The sequence below is a fragment of the Neobacillus sp. PVCKKU3 genome, assembly GCF_058323225.1.
The window spans coordinates 59,187-80,954 of sequence record NZ_JBLVQN010000016.1; the positions used below are offsets into that span (position 1 = coordinate 59,187).

Genomic DNA, 21,768 nt, shown 5'->3' on the forward strand with positions numbered 1-21,768 from the left:
TTTCTATTTTCCAATTAATGTTAAGCCCCCGACTTTAATCGAAAAGGTTTTTTGCTCGGGCGTTTATTTTTTCCGCTGAATGCCAGCTTTGACCTCTGTTCCAGTTTATTAATAAGTAGTGCCGATGGATAACTAAGCAGTAGGAATAACAATCCCACAATGGTAATTGGTTCGAGATATTTAAATTGATTAGCTCCTATCAATTGCGCTTTTTGTAAAAATTCCCCGATGCCAATGGCCATTAAAATCGGGGTTTCTTTAAATAACACAATAAAATAGTTCCCAAGCATCGGGATAACTGGAGGTATGGCTTGCGGCAGGATGACACGGAACCAGGTTTGTGTTTTGCTAAAGTTCATCGCAGTAGCTGCTTCCCATTGTCCCTTAGAAACCCCCTCTATTCCCGAACGATATACTTCTGAAATATAAGTGCTGTAATGAACCCCTAGTGTCAGGATCCCTGCCGCATATTTATTGATGGAAATGCCAATCGCAGGAAGTGCAAAGTATACAAAAAACAATTGAACAAGCGGGGGAGTGCTTCTGACAAATTCAATAAATGCGTAAACGGTTAGTGATAATGGCTTAAACCTTGACCGTCTCCCAAAAGTCAAAATTAGCCCGAGGATTAAAGAAACAAGAAAAGATCCAACAGTTATTGCAATCACAAGCCAAATAGCGGCGAGAATTTCAGGGAAAACTTCAATGGCAAAATTCCAATCCCAACTCATGCGTTTGCCACTCCTTTCGCTGACCATTTCTCCAGTTTTCTAGCGAGGATAATAAGCGGCAGTGCCACAATGAAATAGGCGAACAGCAAGGTAACGAAAACTGGCATCGTATAGCTAATATTTGAATTCTGAATGATTAAGCCCCTATAAGTTAAATCGGTTAAGGTAATCAAGGATACAAGCGAGGTCCCTTTCAAAAGTTCAATTGATATATTGCCGAATCCTGGCAGCATCATACGAAAGGCCTGCGGTAAAATGACCAGTCTCATCCGCTGGAAGTTCGTCATATTTAATGCAATTGAAGCTTCTGTCTGCCCTTTGGGGATAGCCGTAATAGCGCCGCGAACAATTTCAGAACCGTACGCCCCATAATTTAGCCCGAGGGCAACGACACTGGCGAGAAAAGCGGAAAACTGAATGCCGAAAGCCGGCAGTGCAAAGAAAATCCAAAATAGCTGTACAAGTAACGATGTTCCTCTAAACAGCTCAACATAAACAGCGGTGACTCGGCGGACAACGGGGAATCGGGATACACGTCCGAGCCCAGCGATGAATGCGATAACAAATGCCAATACGGCGGATGCGAGCAAAACCTCAATGGTCACGACTGCCCCTGGTAATATTTTTGAAAAAATATCGATATATTTATTGATAATTCATCCCTCCAAAAATAGTTTCATAGATTAGCAGGAAAAAGGCACTCTCAATCGGAGCGCCTTTTTAAACTGGAACAACAATCATTATTTGCAAAGTTCTGCTGTTGTGACATCTCCAGGTAATTCTGACTCCGTAAATCCAAATTTGCTGAGGATATCCAAAAGCTCCCCAGATTCTTTCAGTTTATTCAGTTCGTCGTTATAGGCTTTGACAATTTCCTTATCGCCTTGTTTAAACGCTGCCGCTCCGTATCCGCGGACGCTTTTTCCATCAACGGAAGGCTGGGTGAAATCATCGACAATCTCAATGTTCTTAGCATTTGCTGTGTCAAGAGCAGCATTCAGTGTTGGGCCTGTCATCGTAATGGCATCAACACGATTGGACTCTAGTGAGGTGATATTGGATGGAATATCGGTGACAACTTCCATCTGGCTTTCCTTCACCCCGGCTGCCTTAAGATATTCTACTTCAATCGCGCCGTTCATAACTGCAATTTTGGTATCGGGGTTTGCAGCAATGTCTTTGTAGCTGTGAATGTTTTTTGGATTCCCTTTTCTAACAGCGAGTGCTTCGCCGATGGAATAATCAGGTTCGGCAAAATCCACTTGCTTACACCGTTCTGGTGTTATGTACATGCCAGCGGTAATAACATCAAATTTCCCAGCTTTTAGCCCCGGAATCAGTGAACTAAACTTCGTTAATTTTCCTTCCATTTTTTCAATACCCATTTCCTTGAAGATGGCGCGGGCAACCTCAACGGCTTCTCCGGTTAGTTTCCCGTTTTCATCTTCATATGCATACGGCTTTTCACCGGCAAATCCAACCACAATCTTGCCTTCCTTTTTTGCTTTTTCAAGGGTGGATACTTGTTCATCCCCTGAAGTGGTAACCGAACAAGCGGCTAATAGAAAAATAGATAACATGCCTATCAATATAGTTTTTAGCTGTTTCATGATCGACCTCCTTGATAATAATAAAAAATTTCTTTGATTGGAAAAATGGAAGAAAACTGGGCAGAAAAGGGTTGGTTCCCATTTTACTTTAAGTTTAAATATCAGACAAATCTGATATTTCAGGATTATCTTGGATGAGAAGGGTTCTCGCTAGCTCTCGTTTTATGAGCTGAAACATCCTAAAAAATCCTCCCATATGCTCCCAGATACTCTTGGATGCTAACCTGGCACAGTCTAAAGGCCTTTTTCGGTGAGTTAAAAAGGTAATTATTTTTTGCAAAAAAATAAAACAAAGGTATTATAGTAAAGGGACGTTTTTGCTTAAAAATAGGGTGTAAGGCATAATTGTAACGCACTACATTAATTGGTAGAATATAGAAATAACGAGTTGATATTATAATTAGGATGATGATGGATGAAAAGAGCAAGACTGATTTATAATCCTACTTCCGGACGTGAAATGATTAAACGTCATTTACCGGAAATCCTTGAAAAATTAGAACTTGCCGGATATGAAGCATCTTGCCACGCGACAACAGGTGCGGGCGATGCGACAAAGGCGGCGCGAATTGCTGTGGAACGTCAGTACGATGTGGTCATTGCTGCTGGCGGTGACGGAACAATTAATGAAGTGGTTAATGGCATTGCTGAGCAAGACTACCGTCCGAGACTAGGGATTATTCCTGCCGGTACGACCAATGATTTTGCCAGGGCTCTGCATATACCGCGTGATATTACGGCAGCAGTTGATATTATCACACGCGGGGAACTCATTCCTGTTGATATTGGCCGGATTAATGATAAATATTTTATTAATATTGGCGGCGGGGGCAGGATTACCGAATTAACCTATGAGGTACCCAGCAAATTGAAAACAATGCTCGGCCAGCTTGCCTACTACTTAAAAGGAATGGAAATGCTGCCGTCAATTAAAGCTTCCCATCTCAGGATTGAATATGATGGAAAAATATTCGAAGGGGAAGCGATGATGTTTCTTATTGGGTTGACCAATTCCATTGGTGGATTTGAAAGGTTAGCTCCAGATGCATCAATTAACGACGGATTATTTTCACTGCTGATTTTGAAAAAAGTAAATTTAGCTGAATTTATTAGGGTTGCATCGCTAGCTGTTCGCGGTGAGCATGTAAATGACCCAAACGTCCTTTATACCAAAGCAAACCGAGTGAAAGTGTATTCAGATGAAAAGGTGCAGTTAAATTTAGACGGAGAATTTGGCGGCTTGCTGCCGGCTGAATTCGAAAACCTGTACCGCCATTTGGAAGTATTCGTCCGATTTGATGATATCCGTCCAAATGACCGGCCGACGGATTGGGTTCCGGGAAAGCGATATAGTTAGAGGGAAAATAAATACAATCGCGAAAGTTCGTTCCAGATGGAGCGGACTTTTTTATGAATTCTTAATTGTGTGAAAAGGTTTCAAAGACTGTGTATAATGAATTAAAGACATAAGTCATGACACGATTAAAAGGAGCGATTTCACATGGGTAAAAGGGCGTTAATAAATATTGATTATACGTTTGATTTTGTTGCCGAGACGGGAGCATTAACCTGTGGCGCACCAGGGCAGGCTATTGAGGGGAAGATTGTAGAACTGACAAAAGAGTTTATTGCAAGCGGCGACTACGTTGTTTTTGCGATTGATGTCCACGACCAAGGTGATGAATTTCATCCGGAAACAAAGCTATTTCCGCCCCATAACCTGCGCGGCACCTCCGGAAGGGATTTATTCGGGGCGCTGCAGGAAGTATATGAGGGAAATAAGGAACGGGAAAATGTCCAGTACATGGATAAAACCAGATACTCTGCCTTTGCTGGGACAGACCTTGAAATCAAGCTGCGCGAGCGCGAAATCACGGAGGTTCACCTAGTTGGTGTATGTACCGATATTTGTGTGCTCCATACCGCTGTTGACGCCTATAACAAAGGCTTTAAGATTGTTGTTTACAAGGATGCGGTTGCTTCTTTTAATCCGGCGGGGCATGAGTGGACTCTCGGCCACTTCGAACAGTCGCTAGGCGTTGTGGTTAAATAGTCTTATTAATGATAATATGGGATATAATAGTAAAAAGCTGTATTAGTACCTCGGAGGTCAATTATGAAACACATTTATCATGATGATAGTTTAAGTCTGCATACAGATCTTTACCAGATTAATATGGCAGAGACGTATTGGAGGGATGGCATTCACAATAAACGGGCTGTCTTTGAATTGTTTTTCCGCAAGCAGCCGTTTGGTAATGGCTATGCCGTTTTTGCCGGTCTTGAAAAAGTCATCCAATTTATTCAAGGCTTTCGTTTTAGTGAGGAAGACCTCGAGTATTTGAAAAATGAAGTAGGCTACCAGACTGATTTTTTGGACTATTTAAAAGGGATGAGTTTCACTGGAACCATTCGGTCCATGAAGGAAGGCGAACTTGTTTTTGCCAGTGAGCCGATTTTGCGAGTGGAAGCACCACTTGCGGAGGCACAGCTCATTGAAACAGCCTTGCTTAACATTGTGAACTATCAAACATTAATCGCCACGAAGGCATCAAGAATCAAGCAGGTTGTCGGCAATGAAGTAGCGATGGAGTTTGGTTCAAGACGGGCTCAGGAAATGGATGCCGCTATTTGGGGAACGAGAGCTGCATATCTAGGCGGCTTCGAAGCTACCAGCAATGTTAGAGCGGGGAAAATGTTCGGGATTCCTGTGGCCGGGACACATGCCCATTCCATGGTGCAAGCCTATAAGGATGAGTATACTGCTTTTCATAAATATGCCGAGACCCATAAAGATTGTGTTTTTCTAGTGGATACGTATGACACGCTTCGCCTTGGCGTGCCAAATGCCATCAAGGTGGCAAAGGAACTGGGGGACACGATTAATTTCATCGGCATTCGCCTTGACAGCGGGGACCTTGCTTATCTTTCCAAGGAAGCAAGGAAAATGTTGGACGAGGCAGGTTTTAAGGATGCAAAAATCTTTGCCTCGAGCGATTTGGATGAATATACGATTATTAACTTGAAGGCGCAAGGCGCGAGAATCGACAGCTGGGGAATTGGCACGAAATTGATTACTGCCTATGATCAGGCTGCGTTAGGTGCTGTTTATAAAATCGTCTCGATTGAAAACGGTGCGGGTGAAATGGAGGATACGATTAAAATTTCTTCCAACCCTGAAAAGGTAACAACTCCGGGCCTGAAAAAGGTTTACCGGATTATCAATAATACAAACCATCATGCGGAAGGGGATTATATCGCGATGGAGGGTGAAAAGCTTCCGGAAAAGAAGCTGCGCATGTTCCATCCGACCCATACGTATTTAAATAAGGTGGTCACGAATTTTACAGCAAAAGAACTTCATGAGGACATTTTTGTAAACGGGGAGTATGTTTATGAAATTCCTTGTTTGGAGGAATCCCGGGATTATTTAAAACAAAACTTGGCTGCTCTTTGGGATGAATACAAGCGGATGCTGAATCCAGAGCATTACCCAGTGGACTTAAGCCAAAAATGCTGGGATAACAAAATGAGAAATATCAAAGAAGTGAAAGATAAAGTAGAAGCGATGAAAGAAGAAGAATAACAAAAAGGTTGCCCCCAAGATTTATCATGATTGAGGGGGCAGCCTTATTTTTATTTTTACTTTTGTTTAAAGAAGTCGATAAAGGCATGGTAAATTTCGATGCCTTGGAAGGTCAGAAGTCCAGCTGCTGTTAAGGAAAAGTAGCCAATCATTAATAGTCGGAACCACATTGCCATTTATATTTCCTCCCTTGTTTTTAAATTTATTTAAAAAAGGGAGGCCTTAATCACATAATTAGATTGATAAAAAATGGGGATAAGAAAACTTTGCTTTCTGCTGAAGTTTGGCTGAAACAATGGGAGAGGTATTGCTGCGAAAGGCGTGATGGATATAAGCAGGAAGAATAGGTGCAGGTCAAATGGCTGTTTTTTCTCATCGTCCCATTGATGTTTCGCTGTCCAATCATCTAATTGAATGATTGCCTTGCTTTCTGGATGGTGGTGCGGAGGCGAATTTGAAGAATGTAAAAAGGTGAAGGCCAGAAAGGCAAGGAACATGATGATTGAGAAGCCTTTTATCATCTTCATCGCGATCCACTCCTTCCAAAAGGGATAATTTAATCATATACACTATCATTATATTTTAAAACAAAAATATTCTGACAATTTATGTGCCTATTTTACAATATTATTTTTTCAAGGACAAACTCGCATCCAAATCGGATGAAAATGTCTTTAATAAGCCGGAAAAGGGTCTTTTCGCATTTGATACTGCTTTATGATAAAATTTTGCTAGTAAATAGAGACGTAAAGGAAGAAGAAAATGAACAGAGCATTGCCAGTCAATAAAAATGATTATATAGATGTTGTATTTGAAGATTTAACTCATGACGGGGCAGGGGTAGCAAAGGTGGAAGGCTATCCGCTGTTCGTGCCGAACGGCCTGCCGGGTGAAAAGGGGAAAGTCAAAGTCATCAAGGTTAATAAAAGCTACGGGATTGGGCGGCTAATCGAGCTTTACGAACGAAGTCCATATCGGGTGAATATCCCTGACAGTGAGAAAACGAAATACGGAGGCTGTCAGCTTGAGCATATCAGCTACGAGGGGCAGCTAAAGTACAAGGAAAATCAAGTCAGGCAGGTACTCACACGGATTGGTAAATTGGAGGATGTGACAGTTCACCCGATTTTAGGAATGGACAACCCCTTGTCTTACCGTAACAAAGCCCAGGTGCCTGTCGGTGAAAAGGATGGCAAGCTGGTTGTCGGTTTTTTTAAGCCAAGAAGCCATGAAATCGTCGCTATGGATGAAAGTGTCATCCAGCTGCCTGAAGTAAATGAAGCTATCCAGACGGCTAAGGAAATCTGCAGCCAGTTTGGGATTCCGGCTTATAATGAGGAAACGCATAAAGGTGTTTTAAGGCATATTATGGCTCGGTATGGAAAACAAACCGAGGAACTCATGGTCGTGCTGATTACTAGAACGCCGGAAATTCCGCATAAAAAGGAGTTAATTGAAGAAATCATCGCCCGTCTTCCGAAAGTAAAGTCGATTGTCCATAACGTGAATTCGAAGCGGACAAATGTCATCATGGGTGAGAAAACAAACCTTTTATGGGGCAGCGAAGTGATCTATGATTATATTGGCGATGTGAAATTCGCAATCTCAGCGTTATCCTTTTATCAGGTTAATCCTGTTCAAACGAAGGTGCTTTACGATAAAGCTTTGGAATATGCGGATTTAGAAGGTGAGGAAAGTGTCATTGATGCGTATTGTGGAATTGGTACCATCTCTTTATTTTTGGCGCAAAAGGCTCGGAAGGTTTTTGGGGTCGAAGTGGTTCCGGAAGCGATTGAAGATGCGCGCAGGAATGCAGCATTGAACGGAATGACTAATGCTGAATTCGCAGTAGGGGAAGCCGAGGTTGTTATCCCAAAATGGTACAAGGAAGGCAATAAAGCGGATGTGCTGGTCGTGGACCCGCCGCGCAAAGGCTGCGACGAGGCCCTCCTTCAAACCATCATCGACATGAAACCGAGAAAAGTAGTGTACGTCTCCTGTAACCCGGCAACATTGGCAAGGGATTTACGGATATTAGAGGACGGCGGCTACAAAACACTGGAAGTCCAGCCGGTTGATATGTTTCCGATGACGACGCACGTGGAGTGTGTGGCGCAACTCATTTTAAAGTAAGACAACTAACCAAATATTATAATTCTAACCGTGAAAGGTTTTATTTCTATAGCAAAAAACCACTCCTTATAAAATAGTAACGGGTTCGGTTTTGAAGTACAAAATTATAAATAACATAGCAATTAACAACAAAAATAAGCAATAAATCATCAAACAATTAGCAATTGAATTAGTATAGAAAAGAGCATTGGCTTTATGCAATGCTCTTTTTAATATTCAATCATTTAATTTTTTATATGTTTTAACCATTGGACCGAAATTGTTTCAACCCATTCTTTAAATGTATTACAATTGTTAATCTTGTAAAGTGTATACTCTGGATAGTTATCGTAAGGAGTAATGAAATCAAAAAAATGGTCAGAGGCATACATAAGAACTTCACTAGATTGAATATGGTACATCGTAACATTCCCATTCGCTTCGAAAGCAAATGATATATAATCATCGGGCTTTATTTTTACTTCTACTCCTTCTTCCTGACATATTTCATTAAATAAGTCTTCAAATCCGTTGAAACCAATTTGTGTATCTTCATAGGTTAAAGCGTTATTTAAATTCATCAGCCAAGTATCTTCAGGTTCATTCCATCTTTCAGTTATCCCACCAAAATTTTTTAATAAAAGGATATGGTCAGGATGAAGGGGCTTATCAACTTTTATTTTGGGTTCTAAACAAAGCCAACCAAATGACTGAGAAGCTAAATTTGTCCAACCATATAGTTCGTAATTTTGACCTTCGTATTTAATTTTTGTAATTCGTGCTTTTTTGAGTAATTTTGTTAAGGAAGGAAATTTGTCTTCAAATTCTTTAGAACAAATAAATGATTTTTTCTCAATTACTTCTATTTTTTCGTTATCGCTAAAAAACCAAGATATATCGGTCAAAAAGTCTGCCAAATCTTTATTCATACAATTCACCCACTATTATCTAAGATACAATACATCATTAATATTAAATTTTTTAGTTACAAGTCCTAGTCGCTGTGCAGGTGTAGCGATAGTTTCTGTTTTCCCTTCTTTTGTCTTATACGCTAAACAGAAATTGTAATATGTCCGAAGGATTGTTAAAGCCATTTGAGCATATTTAGGATTGAAATTAGAGTAAATATAGCTCTTACCATCGCCACGAGCGGTTGTCAGTGGTCGTTCTAAAATAGATAATCTTCTACGAATATGTTGGATAAATGTATTTGTGGCATTGTCATTTACATTTAAAATTAGTGTCGCAACATCTTTTGGTTCAAGAGAAGAGAGGTCTGTGGTGCAATCAACGGAACGATAACCTCTATCAGGTGTAGCTAAAGGGTGTTCAACTGGATTATCTGCATATTCGTTATGGGAACTTGTTCCATCAGAAACCTCTTTATGAAACCGATGTGTTTCAAATAAATCCGTTAAATAAAGGTATGCCAATTTCCGTAAAGAGTTTGTCCCTAAATCTCTTAAAGAACCCCATTCTAATAAATTCGCTTTGGCTTCTTTAAATTCCTCGTATGCTTTTTTACGAGATTTTGTTTTGTCCGTTTGGCATAAGAAGAGGTGCCCATCAGTCCGGCGAATTTCTTGTGAGAAAACACGATGGATTGAATTGATTAAAGACCTGTCTTCATCAGTTATAAAACGCCATTCTGAAGCCTTTACAAGCTGTTTAATCAGCCAAAAGTGAGCAGTGGTGGTATAAGCAGCCTGAACGTGTAATCCATCAATGTATTTCTCCCTATGTTCCATTTTAAGAAGTTCTCGATGATATTCCGATTGCGTTTGTGTATCACTTTTTGATGGTGGCTGCGGATAATGCGAATATTCATCAAAACGGGCGTGTTTCTTGGCGAATTCGCTTAAATGGTCTACTTTCAACAATACTGTATCAAGAGCGATGTCATTTAGGGTAATATCCCAATCATAAGCCACATCACATCTAAACACATACCTCGATAAAGCATCAGCAGTGACAACCACACTGGTAGGTAATTGGAGTTCTTCAATTCCATCAAATTGAGAACTTCCTTGTCCCTTTTTTCGAACATTGTTTAGATAGTAAGTCATCTTGTCGGTGTTTAGCCACATTTCCTTAAATTCTTTATTTTTTAAGGAGATAGTTTCGTGCTTTTCCAAAAACTCCAAACATCTTCGGTATAGGATTTCGAGCTTGTCATAATATGTTCCTCTGCCAATCTCTAAGATTTCACAAGTTCTACTTACAGGCGTTCGATTAAGCAGAAGTTTTGCGAACATCGGCATTATCTCACTACGCTTTTGATGGTAGGTAGATGATTGTCTTTGGTTCGGAAGAACATTGGTGAACTTCTTACACACCTTACATTGGTATCGTTGAGAGTTTGCGGTACTTTTCCCCCTCTTGTAAAAAGATTTTGGTTCTTTAAAAGGGGTTAAATCAGAAGCGTCACAACCATCCTTATGAAACTCATAGTCTGGCTCTATGTCCTGAACCGTTTGTATTCGGACCAATCGTTCAATTTCTTCAGCAACAGACCAATTTGAAATGGTCGTTGTACGAGTATTCAATACTAAGTTGCTTGTTGGATTTGTTGGGTCTGGATTGCATTTCAACATTCTATCCGTTCCTGATGAATCCAACTTGTATCGACTTGGCTTTCCTTTAACATCATCAAATTTCTTCTGTGGCAAACCATACCATTTACAAAAAGGGTTAAGGCAATGATTGTACTGAAATAGATGTGTTTGTCCATTCCAAGCAAATTTCACTGGCTCAAATAACAATTCTCTGTATTTCGTTCCAAATTGTTTTGGTGTCAGCTTGTCGTAATCCTTCAAACGGTTCGTTAGCTCATTATTTGATAAAGGAGAATGAACTGTAACTAAATTATCATCCTTTGTAGCTAACCGTTTTAACTTAGCCAATCACATTTTCCTCCAATACACCTTCTAATTCTAATTGCTTTATGATGCGGCGATTATTCCTTTTCTTTTCAATCCATTGAAGGAAGTCCTTGTCATCAAGGATGTTTAGGAGGAACTTATCGACTACTTCACTTTCACTATATTCCGTGTATTCAGCATAGTATTTAACAATGGCTCTGGTCCGTTCTGATAATAGCCAATCGACTTTTTCAGCATTCTTGTTTTTTGGTTTAATAAAGTTCATCCTTATTCACCTCGATAAATTGACCTATGTTTTAGCAATGTATTTAGAACTAATATTAGCACACAATTCGAACATATGACATTGAACATTGTCACTCTGTTAATTAGTATGCTAATTTTGGTGCTAATTTATACACAAATTACCAATAAACCTTATTAAATCAACAAAAACAATAGGTCCAAATCATATGCGATTTGGACCTAAAATATATATTCTAATTAAGTTTTTGTACTCTTAAACCGAACCCGTTAATAAAATAGGGAGTGGTTTTTTGTTGATAATCTTCGTAAATGAGGATAAAATTAATCGTCTGATTACGTAATCTTATATTTAAAAATACAATTCACGAACATTAACCTTAAATATAATATACACCATTCGTATTTCATGTTGCCAAAGAGAAATTAATAAATTATAATACTCTATGAAAGGAATACAACTTATACTTGTTTATTAACATGAATAACCCTTTTTGAAAGTGAGGCCAGATATGACACAGCGAAGAATCCCATACATCATCTTGGCTCCAGGATTGATTCTTTTGATTTTATTCTTGGTGTTACCGCTTATTACCGCCATTTACCCAACCTTCTTTGATGGAGGATTCACCTTGGCGAATTATATTTCGTTCTTCTTGGATGATTATAATTTTGGTATTTTTTGGCGGACGATAAAGATTTCACTGATTGCAACATTGATTTGTGTAGTGCTAGGAGTTCCGACTGCCTATTATATTTCGAAAAGTCCAAAAAAATGGCGTGGCCTGTTAATGTCGATTACATTGTTTCCGTTGTTAACGAATTCGGTTGTGCGAAGTTTTGCATGGATCACCATTTTAGGACAAGACGGTATTCTAAATAATGCGTTAAAGAGCTTGGGGTTAATATCAAAACCACTTACCCTGCTTTATACGGAATTCTCCATTGTGATTGGCTCTGTGTATCTCTTCTTGCCTTTAATGGTCATTACTTTAGTGGGGATATTAGAGAACATTGATTCAGAAATTATGGAAGCCGCAGAAACGTTAGGCGCCAATCGTTTGGTTGCTTTTATGAAGGTTATTCTGCCGTTAAGTGTGCCCGGAATTATTGTTGGGAGTATATTGGTTTTCACTGGAAGCATGACCGCTTATACTACTCCGCAATTATTAGGAGGAAACCGGAACATCATGCTAGCAACTTTCTTATATCAAAATGCGACTGCGTTAGGAAACTGGCAGGGTGCCAGTGTTATTGCTTTGATTATGATTGTTGCGACTTTGATCGTGATGAAGCTGTTCAACTGGGTTGCGGGCCGCATGGATAAGAGAGGTGAGGCAAGTGCGTAAAAATGTTGGTTTAAAAGTCTTTGCGGGTTTGGTTTTTGCGTTTTTGCTAGTGCCTTTGCTGATTATTATCGTGACTTCTTTTGGAACGAATTCAACCATTCAATTTCCAATTAAAGGTTTTACCCTTGATTGGTACGGTAAGGTGTTTAGTAATGAAGCCTTTATGGACAGCTTTTTTCTCAGTTTAAAAGTAGCTTTTATAGCGACACTCTTGGCATTGATTATTGGTGTACCAGCTGCCTATTCTTTGGCGCGTCATAAGGTTTTTGGACGAAATTGGATTAAGAGCTTCTTTCTTTCGCCAACAATTGTGCCTGGTTTGGTCGTTGGATATGCGATGTATCAATTTATCGTGATTAAGTTCCAATTCCCGATTATCCAAGGATTATTGTTAGGCCATTTCCTAATTTGCCTACCATACGTAATCCGGGTTGTCGGCTCAACGATTGAGCAGTTAGATTTTTCAATTGAAGAGGTTTCATGGACGTTAGGCTGCACAAAATTACAGACGTTTATCAAAGTAGTGCTGCCAAACATTACTTCGGGAATTTTTGCTTCCTTTATGCTCGCGTTCATTAACTCCTTTAACAATATTCCTGTTTCGCAGTTTTTATCAGGACCAGGTGTTACCATGCTGCCAACCAGCTTAATGAATTATATTGAATACAACTACGACCCATCGGTTTCGGCATTATCCGTTGTATTAATGCTAGGGACGATTGTTTTAATGTTTATTATTGAAAAAACATTAGGGTTAGCCAGTATTTCATAGGAACAGACAGAATACAAAAGCGACGGGGGTAGAACAGCATAATGTCCTATGTTGAATTAAAAGATATTCGTGTAAGTTATGATAACAAAGCTGACATATTAAAAGATTTAAATTTATCGATTGAAAAAGGAGAATTGGTCTCTTTATTAGGACCATCCGGATGCGGGAAAACAACCACTTTAAGAGTAATTGCCGGCTTAATTGAGCCAAATGATGGCGAGTTCGTGGTTGATAATAAAAACTTAACGAAAGTGCCCGTTCATAAACGGGAGTTTGGAATGGTCTTCCAAAGCTATGCCTTGTTTCCCCATTTAACAATTAAAGAAAATGTTGCGTTCGGGTTGAAATTACGCAAGGAAAAAAAGCAAACCATTGAAAAAAAAGTAAGTGATATTTTAGCGATTACGGGATTAGAAGAGTTGGGCAATCGTTATCCTAAGCAGCTCTCAGGCGGGCAAAGACAGCGTGTAGCTTTAGCTCGTGCCTTAGTGATTGAACCGAAATTATTATTATTGGATGAACCTCTTAGTAACCTGGATGCAAAATTGCGCCTTCAGATGCGGATAGAAATTAAACGGATCCAAAGCCAATTGGGGATTACATCCGTGTTTGTCACGCATGACCAAGAGGAGTGTTTCTCCATTTCGGACAAGGTGGCCGTTATGAATAAAGGCGTGATCGAGCAGTTCGACACACCTGAAGAAATTTATAAAAATCCAAAAACGGAGTTTGTGGCTCGTTTTATCGGGTTTGAGAACTTCTTTAAGCTAGCGCCTACTGAAGACTGGAAGTATAAAGCAGTTGATGGAACGGTCTTCGAAAGCACCCGCCAATGGAGACCAGCAAAAGGTACAGGAACCATTCGTCCAGATGATATTGAGATTGGGGAAGGTACCGAGCCAAGTACCAACAATGCGGTATCAGGAAAGATAAAAGTCCGGACGTTCCTGGGCAAGTCCTACCAATATGAGGTAGAAACCCCGATTGGAACATTACGGGCAAATAAAGCGGATGATGTCATCTACCAAGTTGGAGACACAGTTACATTATCCATTCCTGCTCACAAGCTAATCATAGTTTAATAGGCAATAAGTTATTAATAAAAACAACATCTAAGAAAAGGGGAAATAAAAAATGAAAAAAACAATGGGTTTAGTAGGCTTAACTCTTGCAGCAGCTAGTGTACTGGCTGCATGCGGCGGCGGAGGCAGCACTGCAAGCAAGGAAAAACCAAAAACATTAGTCATCTCAACTTTTGGCTTGGAAGAAGATAAAATGCAGGAAGATGTCTTCAAACCATTTGAGAAAAAATATAATGTAGACATTGTGTTAGAAACAGGTACAAGCTCTGAGCGTTTAACAAAGCTTAAAAGCAATCCAAACTCAACGGTGGATGTCATTGAATTGTCGCAATCCAATGCGGCTGACGGTGTAGCAGCAGGTCTTTTTGAAAAAGTAGACAGCTCCAAGGTTCCAAATATGGACAACTTAATCGATAGTGCAAAAGAATTAGCTGCAGACGGATCTGGCCCGGCCTACACGTTAAACAGTATCGGAATTGTCTATAATAAGAAGACAGCAGGGAAAGAAATCAAAGAATGGAATGATTTATGGGATTCTTCTTTGAAAGGGAAAATTTCCATTCCAGACATTGCGACCACCTTTGGTCCTGCCATGCTTTATTTAGGAAGTAATCACGAGAATACTGAGATTTCTAAAGATAATGGTAAGGCAGCATTTAAAGGAATCACTGATATTGCACCAAACGTGGTAAAAACGTATAGCAAATCATCCGATTTGGCCAATATGTTCCAATCAGGGGAAATCACAGCAGCGGTTGTCGGTGACTTTGCTGTTCCGATGATTACAGAATCAAATCCAGATGTCGCTTATGTAGTACCGCAATCTGGGACTTACGCCAACTTTAACACTATCAATATCAACAAAAATTCTAAAAATAAAGATTTAGCTTATAAGTATATCAACTGGAGATTAAGCCAGGAGGCTCAAGAAAAAACTGCCGTATCTCTCAATGAAGCCCCAACCAATAAAAAGGTAGAGCTAAACGAAGAAACAGCAAAAAATAAAACATATGGTGATGTGGCAGCTCGAACAAAGAAAGTGGATTCACTATTAGTCAATAAGAACCTAGAATCTTGGATTAATCAGTGGAATAGAATTTTGAACAAATAGTTTCGGTTAAGGAAAAGGGCTGAGGATCATCTTGGCCCTTTTCTCTTTACCGGTTATCTAAAGGAGGGAATGGGAAATGAAAGCTGACTTAGTCATTATAAATGGACAGGTTTTTAACACGTTTACAAAAAAGTTTGAAAAGAAAAATGTCTACATTGTTGAAGATAAATTTTACTATGTAACAGCTGACAAAGTGGAGAATTTACAGGCCGGTGAAGTAGTCGATGCTAGAGGTCAATATTTGGTCCCAGGTTTAATGGATATTCATATGCACATTGAAAGCTCGATGACGTCCCCTGCCATTTTTTCTGAGGCTGTCTTAACCCATGGAGTGACAACGGTTGTAGCTGATGCCCATGAGATTGCCAATGTGTTTGGCATGGAAGGGCTGGAGGCGTTTTTTTCCCAGCCAAGTGCCATGGATATTTTCTATGCGATTCCTTCCTCTGTTCCTTCGACGACGCCAGAGCTGGAAACGACTGGCGGGTATATTGGCGTTGAGGAAGTGAAGCAGCTCCTCAAGCATCCGAGAGTAATTGCGTTAGGGGAAGCGATGGACTTCAACGGCATTGTCAATCAAGAGGATTCCTTAATTCGGCAGATTTTACGCGTTGTTCAAACGGAGAGGCCAGCTATGCCTTTGGAAGGACATGTGCCGCGTGTTTCGGATTTGGAATTGGCTAAATTTTTATATGCGGGCATTACTGCTGACCATACTCATCAGTCACCCCAATCGATTTATGAGAAAATCACCGGCGGGATGTTTTTAGAATTTCAAAAGAAATCAATAACGCCGGAAAATATGCGTGTTATTGTGGAAAATCAATTCTATGAATATATGGCAATCATTACAGATGATGTGATGGCGGACGATTTGCTTGAAGGACATTTGGATGCGAACGTACGATTAGCCATTTCATGCGGCATGCCGGCGGAACAGGCGCTATACTGTGCTACCTATACCCCTGCAAGACGGATGGGATTCCAGGACCGCGGCGCTATTGTCCCGGGGTTTAAAGCCGATTTTCTATTAGTAGATGATGTGGAACGCCTGGATATAAAGGCAGTTTATAAGGATGGAAAATTGGTACACGAGCGGGGAAATGCAATCAAGTATCCGGCAGTGGAACCTGCTTTTCCTGAGCACTTCTATAAATCTATACATTGTCGGGAACTGACTTTAGAGGATTTGCGGATCAAGGTGAATTCAGCTGAAAAGGCTGTCGTTAACGTGATGCAAATTTCCGAAGTGGGTACCTTTACCGAACATGTACAGCGAGAGATGGCCGTTACAGATGGTTATTTAGATTGGGAGAATAGCGGACTGGCCTTAATTGTAGTGATGGAACGGTATGGGAAAACAGGGAACATCGCCTATGGGTTTGTTGAAAATGCATTATCTGAAAAAGGAGCCGTAGCCACTACCTGGGCACATGATCATCATAATTTGATGGTAATGGGAATGAGTGCGGAAGATATACTAGCGGCACAGAAACAATTATTGGACATGCAAGGCGGATATGTCGTGACACAAGCGGGAAAGGTTCAAGCCGTATGCCCATTGCCAGTCGGCGGGATAATCAGCGATGCACCGATTCAAGAATTAGGTCAGCAATTAAGCGAAGTTCGTCAAGCGATGATTAGCTTAGGCTATCGGAACAGTAATGAAATCATGTCTTTTTCAACTTTGTCTTTGCCGGTTTCACCTGCAATCAAAATTACCGACAAAGGGATGATGAATGTACGTTCGCAAATGATGATCCCATTGGTGGAGGATTGAGAAATTGAAGATAGTTATTAAAAACGCTTGGATATTAACAATGAATGAAAAGATGGAGCAGTTTCAAGACGGCTATTTAGTAGTAGACGATGGAAAAATTATAGAAATTGGTCCAATGGAGTTACTGCCAATGGGGCTGACCTTCGACCAATGCATTGATGCCAGAGGGGCGATTTTGCTGCCGGGTATGGTCAATACGCATACTCATATCGGGATGATTCCGTTTCGTTCTTTAGGTGATGACTATCCTGACCGGCTGCGCCGCTTCTTATTTCCGTTAGAAAATGAATGTATGAATGAACAGCTTGCCTACACCAGCGGAAAATATGCGATTGCCGAAATGCAGCTTGCCGGTGTGACAACCTTCTTTGATATGTATTATTTTGAGCAGCAATTGGCAGAAGCCGCAGAAGAAATGCATAGCCGCGGCATTCTGGCAGAAACAGTCATTGACTCCGTAACGGTCGATGTACCGGAGCCAATGGGCGGCTTGCAATACGCTGAAGGGTTTCTGCCAAGATGGCAAGGAGATAGCAGGATTCGGGCAACCGTAGCACCACATGCCCCTTACACGAACACGATTGAAGTGCTCCAGCAAGCGGATGCTTTGTCTCAAAGGTACAATGTGCCGTGGATGATGCATGTCAGTGAAATGGAGTTTGAAATGGAGAAGTATCGTAAAGAACGCAATCAAACGCCAATTGAATTTTTAGAAGAGATCGGTGTGCTAAGCTCGAGGCTGGTAGCTGCCCACTGTATTCATTTGTCTGATCATGATATTGAATTGCTGAAGCGGTATGATGTAAAGGTTGCCCATTGTATCGGCGCCAATACAAAATCGGCTAAAGGTGTGGCCCGTGTCCAAGATTTATTGTCTGCGGGTGTGACAGTTGGGTTGGGAACAGATGGGCCAAGCAGTGGGAATACGCTCGATTTATTTAGCCAAATGCGCTTGTTTGCAAATTTCCATAAAACTATTTTACAGGATCGCAGTGCCTTCCCGGCGGAAGAGATTGTAAAGTTAGCGACCATCGGGGGAGCGAAAGTTTTAGGTATGGAGGATAAAATTGGCTCAATCGAGGCAGGAAAACAAGCTGACTTCATTCTAGTGGAAGTTGATTCAGTCAATATGTTTCCTATTTTTGATCCGTACAGTGCTTTGGTGTACTCTGCAAATGCCGGAAATGTAAGGGATGTATTCATCGATGGAAAGCAAGTTGTGGCAGAAAAACAATTAGTACATTTTGATGTAAAGCAATTAAGAGCAGAGCTTGCTTCAGCCATGGAGGAATGCGGATTTAAAAGAAAGGCTCTAAAAGCAATGGAAGGAAAATAGTCTGTTTGCAGGTAACGCTAAGGAAGCAGTGATAACCGCAGAACAGCAGGCCGAGCGGTTTTTAAAGTTTAGGTCTGTTATTACTTATTGCTGATTTTCGTGTAGGTATGAGAATTCGTAGGCGGAGAATTTCCGGCTAATGCATAAAAGGAGCTTAAAAAAGCAGATATAAGCGGAGATTATTCCGATTAACTGCTCTAAATAAGACAAAATCTAAAGATTTGGATCAGATAAACGGAAAAACTTCCTTTATTTTTAAGGAAATATGGGTATTTCCCAATTTAAACGGAATTTTTCCGTTTATTTTTCAAACACTGTAAAATCAACATTCAGCTATAACAGAGCCTAAAGTTTAAATAAATAGATTTATGAATAGGATAGACGGGGCATTTTTAAGCTGCCGGCTATCCTTTTTTTGTTAAACTTTGAAGCGCCAATTTTTCCTTGAACTGCACTAGTTAGTTGCAAAGGTTGAGATATGGCGGTGAAACGGATTACTTTTTGGTTAAATGTGGTATCCTGTTGTTAGGAAATAAGAGATTAAAGGGGAGATAAAAATGTCCTATATCGTTGATTTTAAAAATGTTTCTACAGTTGGTTTAGAGTCCTCACCGGTAGCAGAAGCGCTTGCTGGTTTACGTGCTAATGAAGCCCGTTACTTTATGAACAAATACAAGCATGAATTTACGGTTGTGCCAGCTAGCGAAAGCGGGGAGACCCTTGAATATGTGAACCGAGTTTTGAAAGAAGAACGTGATATTGAGTTTGCCGCTAAACCTTTAGAGACGTCGCGTTTTCAAGTGGAAAATATCGACTGGACTTATGTCTTTTATGAGGATGGTCTTTCGGTCAACGTCCTGTATACAGTTGATAATCCTAAGAAGCGGGCTGTTGGTTTTAAGCTTTCTGAGGGGATGGAGGTACCAGAGGAGTTAGAAGGGAAGTTTAAGTTTGCTAGGCAGAAGTCTAAACTAGCTGGAACAATTCGTGGCTCGTATTTTGTAATTAAAGGTGAATATTAGGGGGAACACGTTTATGATCCCAGCAAATATAAATCCTTTATCTATCACTCCAATAAGGGAAAAAAGCCTCGAGTCCATCGTTGATTGGTTTGACCAACATAAACAATCGTTCTATACTCTGGGCTGGTTTTATCTTAGGACTCAGCAGCAAATGGAAGAGCTTTTTTACCGGTCCATTATAAAAGTGCACAAGGAATTACCTCGTTTTAAAAGTGAAACAACATACGAAACGGGGGTTACATCTATTTTTATACATAACTGCCGAGAACTTTCTAAAGATAGAAGTTTACAAGACTCAGAGGAAAGTGAACAACATAAGGATTTATTTAAAGCACTTGATCGGTTGAAAGAGGATGAGAAAGAAGCGGTGGCCCTTACATATGTAAAAGGAATCTCTAAGGAGGAAACGGCACATCTTCTTCAGGTTTCAATGGAAAAGCTGAAAGAGCTTCTGTTTTCCGGTATTCAGTCAGTTAGAAAAGAAATGGGGTACGGGTCATCCTTTAATGGGTGTAAGGAGTATCAAAAGAATTATATCGATTACTTGGAAAGAACCATGGAGCGGTCGGAAAAGATTGATTTCGAGGTGCATATTTATCATTGCCAAGACTGTCAGAAGGATTTGGGTACCTTTCAGGATGTCATGTTAACTATGGTAAATCTTACTGAAAGGATGAAGGATTTCCGTGTGCCAACTGATTTTATGGAGAACGTCAAATCTAGGCTGGCAGAAAGGGAAAAGCAAAGACAACAGAAGAATAATAAACGTAAAAGAATGGGCCTTGTTTTTGCAAGTGTTTTAGCATTATTGATCGGTATAGAAGTTTTTACAGGCTCTTTTACCAACCTTTATTATACATGGACAGAAGAAGATCAAGAGTTGCGTGCCTTTCTGCAACAGGGCCTGGGTGAAAGGCTGAACCTGGAAGCGGAAAGCGCGGGGGTGAAAATTAAGATCAAGAGCGCGATTGCTGATGATGTTCAGACGCTTATCCTTTATGAAATAGAAGATACAGAAGAAGACAATCAATATGTGATGGATTATAATGAGGGTTTTTTCGTAGAGAACGAACATGACATCATGAGCCGTGATACATATCCAAGGTACTATCCTCCAGACCTTAAATCGGCTGAAAATAATAGAGAAAAGAGTGTGTATCATGGAAAGATTAGTCTGCTGCCACTCACAACCGATAACGGGACAATCAAACTCAAGATTACCAAGCTTCAGAAATTAATTCGTGATACTACCGACCAGAATAGTTTTAGGCCTTACGGAAACATGGAGAATAAAGCAGGGGAGTGGAACTTCGAAATTCCTGTAACAAAACAGCCATCTATCGAATATGCGTTGAATGAAGAGACTGACATCGACGGGATCCCAATTCGATTTGATAAACTAACGATTGCTCCAACAGCAACGATTCTGCAATATGCTATTAATAATGAACAGACAGAGAAACGGGTGGATTTTCTTAATTTTGACAATCTAGAAGTGAACGATAAAAAAATGAAAGCTGATAGGTATGGCAGCAATTTTTTGGATTTACAGCAAGACATGAATTGGACTACTTTTCAAACACATTTTGACCCGCTTTTTGGAGAAAAGCCTAAAGAGATCAGCGTTCAATTCAAATCTGTTATTTTAACGTTTGAAGACCACAAAACCATTGAACTGGACGCTGCTAAGGAATATCCTCAAACCTTTGAGTATGCAGGCAGTACCATCTCCATAGACAAGGTAGAAGTTGGACAGCCTACCAATGTTATCATAAGCAATCATGAAATTAAGAATCGGGCATATGAGTCGCTTAACTTCAATATTGTGGGTGAGGATGAAAATGAAATTAGTTCAATGGAGATGGATTCAGAAGGAGTGCTCGTGGATAAAAACGGGAACGAATATGGTATGAATGAAATCCCGTTCGCATATGAAGAAATTGAACAGCCTCGTAATTTTTTTACCGTTCAAAGAATTAGGTTACACAGTAACAACGTTGATGACAAAGTGATCCCTAAAAGACTGGAGATTTATGGGTATAGCACTACGAAATATTTGGATGATGTTGTGGAGATTTCAATGGAATAACATAAATCGTTGGTAATGATATTTTTCCAAAATAAGTAACTCACATGTACAAACCATCTTGGA

19 protein-coding genes are annotated in these 21,768 nt (G+C 40.2%); 12 read left to right on the top strand and 7 right to left on the bottom strand.

Features of this window, described 5'->3' with window-relative positions; translation table 11 throughout:
- Positions 1 to 20: 20 nt before the first annotated feature.
- The 3 genes from ehuD to ehuB all read right to left on the bottom strand — a co-directional run bounded on the left by ehuD (position 21) and on the right by ehuB (position 2,341).
- Positions 21 to 731: an ectoine/hydroxyectoine ABC transporter permease subunit EhuD gene (gene ehuD, locus ACNQGS_RS12685; protein ID WP_491487612.1), complete on the bottom strand. Its 711-nt coding sequence runs from the start codon at positions 729 to 731 to the stop codon at positions 21 to 23.
- Positions 728 to 1,384, bottom strand: a complete 657-nt coding sequence (gene ehuC, locus ACNQGS_RS12690; protein WP_491487660.1) for an ectoine/hydroxyectoine ABC transporter permease subunit EhuC — start codon at positions 1,382 to 1,384, stop codon at positions 728 to 730. The genes ehuD and ehuC overlap by 4 nt, the downstream gene beginning before the upstream one ends.
- Before the next feature lie 87 nt (positions 1,385 to 1,471).
- The gene (gene ehuB / locus ACNQGS_RS12695; RefSeq protein WP_491487613.1) at positions 1,472 to 2,341 is read right to left on the bottom strand and encodes an ectoine/hydroxyectoine ABC transporter substrate-binding protein EhuB; all 870 of its coding nucleotides are present in this window, start codon (positions 2,339 to 2,341) and stop codon (positions 1,472 to 1,474) included.
- A 415-nt stretch (positions 2,342 to 2,756) separates the two neighbouring features.
- Here ehuB and ACNQGS_RS12700 point away from each other — a divergent pair, with 415 nt between their 5' ends.
- The 3 genes from ACNQGS_RS12700 (at position 2,757) to ACNQGS_RS12710 (ending at position 5,927) form a co-directional block, all read left to right on the top strand.
- Complete coding sequence (locus ACNQGS_RS12700; RefSeq protein ID WP_491487614.1) at positions 2,757 to 3,698, top strand: diacylglycerol kinase; 942 nt, start codon at positions 2,757 to 2,759, stop codon at positions 3,696 to 3,698.
- A 144-nt stretch (positions 3,699 to 3,842) separates the two neighbouring features.
- Complete coding sequence (locus ACNQGS_RS12705) at positions 3,843 to 4,394, top strand: cysteine hydrolase family protein (protein WP_491487615.1); 552 nt, start codon at positions 3,843 to 3,845, stop codon at positions 4,392 to 4,394.
- 63 nt (positions 4,395 to 4,457) lie between these two features.
- Entirely contained in the window at positions 4,458 to 5,927 is a 1,470-nt protein-coding gene (locus tag ACNQGS_RS12710; RefSeq protein WP_491487616.1) for a nicotinate phosphoribosyltransferase, read from the top strand.
- A 206-nt stretch (positions 5,928 to 6,133) separates the two neighbouring features.
- On the opposite strand, the gene ACNQGS_RS12715 is transcribed toward ACNQGS_RS12710, so the two are convergent.
- Positions 6,134 to 6,454, bottom strand: a complete 321-nt coding sequence (locus ACNQGS_RS12715) for a hypothetical protein (protein ID WP_491487617.1) — start codon at positions 6,452 to 6,454, stop codon at positions 6,134 to 6,136.
- A 235-nt stretch (positions 6,455 to 6,689) separates the two neighbouring features.
- On the opposite strand from ACNQGS_RS12715, the gene rlmD reads away from it, so the two are divergent.
- A complete protein-coding gene (rlmD, locus tag ACNQGS_RS12720) occupies positions 6,690 to 8,060 on the top strand; it encodes a 23S rRNA (uracil(1939)-C(5))-methyltransferase RlmD (RefSeq protein ID WP_491487618.1) in 1,371 nt (456 codons plus the stop codon).
- A gap of 224 nt (positions 8,061 to 8,284) precedes the next feature.
- On the opposite strand, the gene ACNQGS_RS12725 is transcribed toward rlmD, so the two are convergent.
- Genes ACNQGS_RS12725 through ACNQGS_RS12735 form a run of 3 tightly spaced genes read right to left on the bottom strand, consistent with a single transcriptional unit; the run spans position 8,285 to position 11,186 of the window.
- Positions 8,285 to 8,968: a hypothetical protein gene (locus ACNQGS_RS12725; protein ID WP_464568707.1), complete on the bottom strand. Its 684-nt coding sequence runs from the start codon at positions 8,966 to 8,968 to the stop codon at positions 8,285 to 8,287.
- 15 nt (positions 8,969 to 8,983) lie between these two features.
- A complete protein-coding gene (locus ACNQGS_RS12730; protein WP_491487619.1) occupies positions 8,984 to 10,942 on the bottom strand; it encodes a transposase in 1,959 nt (652 codons plus the stop codon).
- Positions 10,935 to 11,186: a hypothetical protein gene (locus ACNQGS_RS12735; RefSeq protein WP_464568703.1), complete on the bottom strand. Its 252-nt coding sequence runs from the start codon at positions 11,184 to 11,186 to the stop codon at positions 10,935 to 10,937. The genes ACNQGS_RS12730 and ACNQGS_RS12735 overlap by 8 nt, the downstream gene beginning before the upstream one ends.
- A 490-nt stretch (positions 11,187 to 11,676) precedes the next feature.
- Here ACNQGS_RS12735 and ACNQGS_RS12740 point away from each other — a divergent pair, with 490 nt between their 5' ends.
- The 8 genes from ACNQGS_RS12740 (at position 11,677) to ACNQGS_RS12775 (ending at position 21,705) form a co-directional block, all read left to right on the top strand.
- On the top strand, positions 11,677 to 12,513 hold the full coding sequence (locus tag ACNQGS_RS12740; protein WP_491487620.1) for an ABC transporter permease: 837 nt from the start codon (positions 11,677 to 11,679) through the stop codon (positions 12,511 to 12,513).
- A complete protein-coding gene (locus tag ACNQGS_RS12745) occupies positions 12,506 to 13,285 on the top strand; it encodes an ABC transporter permease (RefSeq protein WP_213147701.1) in 780 nt (259 codons plus the stop codon). Before ACNQGS_RS12740 ends, ACNQGS_RS12745 begins: the two co-directional genes overlap by 8 nt.
- 41 nt (positions 13,286 to 13,326) lie before the next feature.
- Positions 13,327 to 14,367, top strand: a complete 1,041-nt coding sequence (locus ACNQGS_RS12750; RefSeq protein WP_491487621.1) for an ABC transporter ATP-binding protein — start codon at positions 13,327 to 13,329, stop codon at positions 14,365 to 14,367.
- 52 nt (positions 14,368 to 14,419) lie between these two features.
- Complete coding sequence (locus ACNQGS_RS12755) at positions 14,420 to 15,478, top strand: ABC transporter substrate-binding protein (protein ID WP_491487622.1); 1,059 nt, start codon at positions 14,420 to 14,422, stop codon at positions 15,476 to 15,478.
- Between the two features lie 76 nt (positions 15,479 to 15,554).
- Positions 15,555 to 17,258: an adenine deaminase C-terminal domain-containing protein gene (locus tag ACNQGS_RS12760; RefSeq protein ID WP_491487623.1), complete on the top strand. Its 1,704-nt coding sequence runs from the start codon at positions 15,555 to 15,557 to the stop codon at positions 17,256 to 17,258.
- A 4-nt stretch (positions 17,259 to 17,262) separates the two neighbouring features.
- Positions 17,263 to 18,594, top strand: a complete 1,332-nt coding sequence (locus tag ACNQGS_RS12765) for an amidohydrolase (protein ID WP_491487624.1) — start codon at positions 17,263 to 17,265, stop codon at positions 18,592 to 18,594.
- Positions 18,595 to 19,151: 557 nt separating this feature from the next.
- Positions 19,152 to 19,616: a DUF8821 family protein gene (locus tag ACNQGS_RS12770; protein WP_491487625.1), complete on the top strand. Its 465-nt coding sequence runs from the start codon at positions 19,152 to 19,154 to the stop codon at positions 19,614 to 19,616.
- Positions 19,617 to 19,629: 13 nt separating this feature from the next.
- Positions 19,630 to 21,705: a DUF5643 domain-containing protein gene (locus tag ACNQGS_RS12775; protein ID WP_491487626.1), complete on the top strand. Its 2,076-nt coding sequence runs from the start codon at positions 19,630 to 19,632 to the stop codon at positions 21,703 to 21,705.
- Positions 21,706 to 21,768 lie beyond the last annotated feature (63 nt).

Coding starts and splice junctions, on each gene's coding strand:
- ACNQGS_RS12705 (WP_491487615.1), top strand. CDS start 3,843: ATGGGTAAAAGGGCGTTAATAAATATTGATTATACGTTTGATTTTGTT.
- ACNQGS_RS12740 (WP_491487620.1), top strand. CDS start 11,677: ATGACACAGCGAAGAATCCCATACATCATCTTGGCTCCAGGATTGATT.
- ACNQGS_RS12760 (WP_491487623.1), top strand. CDS start 15,555: ATGAAAGCTGACTTAGTCATTATAAATGGACAGGTTTTTAACACGTTT.
- ACNQGS_RS12710 (WP_491487616.1), top strand. CDS start 4,458: ATGAAACACATTTATCATGATGATAGTTTAAGTCTGCATACAGATCTT.
- ACNQGS_RS12735 (WP_464568703.1), bottom strand. CDS start 11,186: ATGAACTTTATTAAACCAAAAAACAAGAATGCTGAAAAAGTCGATTGG.
- ACNQGS_RS12700 (WP_491487614.1), top strand. CDS start 2,757: ATGAAAAGAGCAAGACTGATTTATAATCCTACTTCCGGACGTGAAATG.
- ehuB (WP_491487613.1), bottom strand. CDS start 2,341: ATGAAACAGCTAAAAACTATATTGATAGGCATGTTATCTATTTTTCTA.
- ACNQGS_RS12750 (WP_491487621.1), top strand. CDS start 13,327: ATGTCCTATGTTGAATTAAAAGATATTCGTGTAAGTTATGATAACAAA.
- ACNQGS_RS12725 (WP_464568707.1), bottom strand. CDS start 8,968: ATGAATAAAGATTTGGCAGACTTTTTGACCGATATATCTTGGTTTTTT.
- ACNQGS_RS12775 (WP_491487626.1), top strand. CDS start 19,630: ATGATCCCAGCAAATATAAATCCTTTATCTATCACTCCAATAAGGGAA.
- rlmD (WP_491487618.1), top strand. CDS start 6,690: ATGAACAGAGCATTGCCAGTCAATAAAAATGATTATATAGATGTTGTA.
- ACNQGS_RS12770 (WP_491487625.1), top strand. CDS start 19,152: ATGTCCTATATCGTTGATTTTAAAAATGTTTCTACAGTTGGTTTAGAG.
- ACNQGS_RS12755 (WP_491487622.1), top strand. CDS start 14,420: ATGAAAAAAACAATGGGTTTAGTAGGCTTAACTCTTGCAGCAGCTAGT.
- ACNQGS_RS12715 (WP_491487617.1), bottom strand. CDS start 6,454: ATGAAGATGATAAAAGGCTTCTCAATCATCATGTTCCTTGCCTTTCTG.
- ehuD (WP_491487612.1), bottom strand. CDS start 731: ATGAGTTGGGATTGGAATTTTGCCATTGAAGTTTTCCCTGAAATTCTC.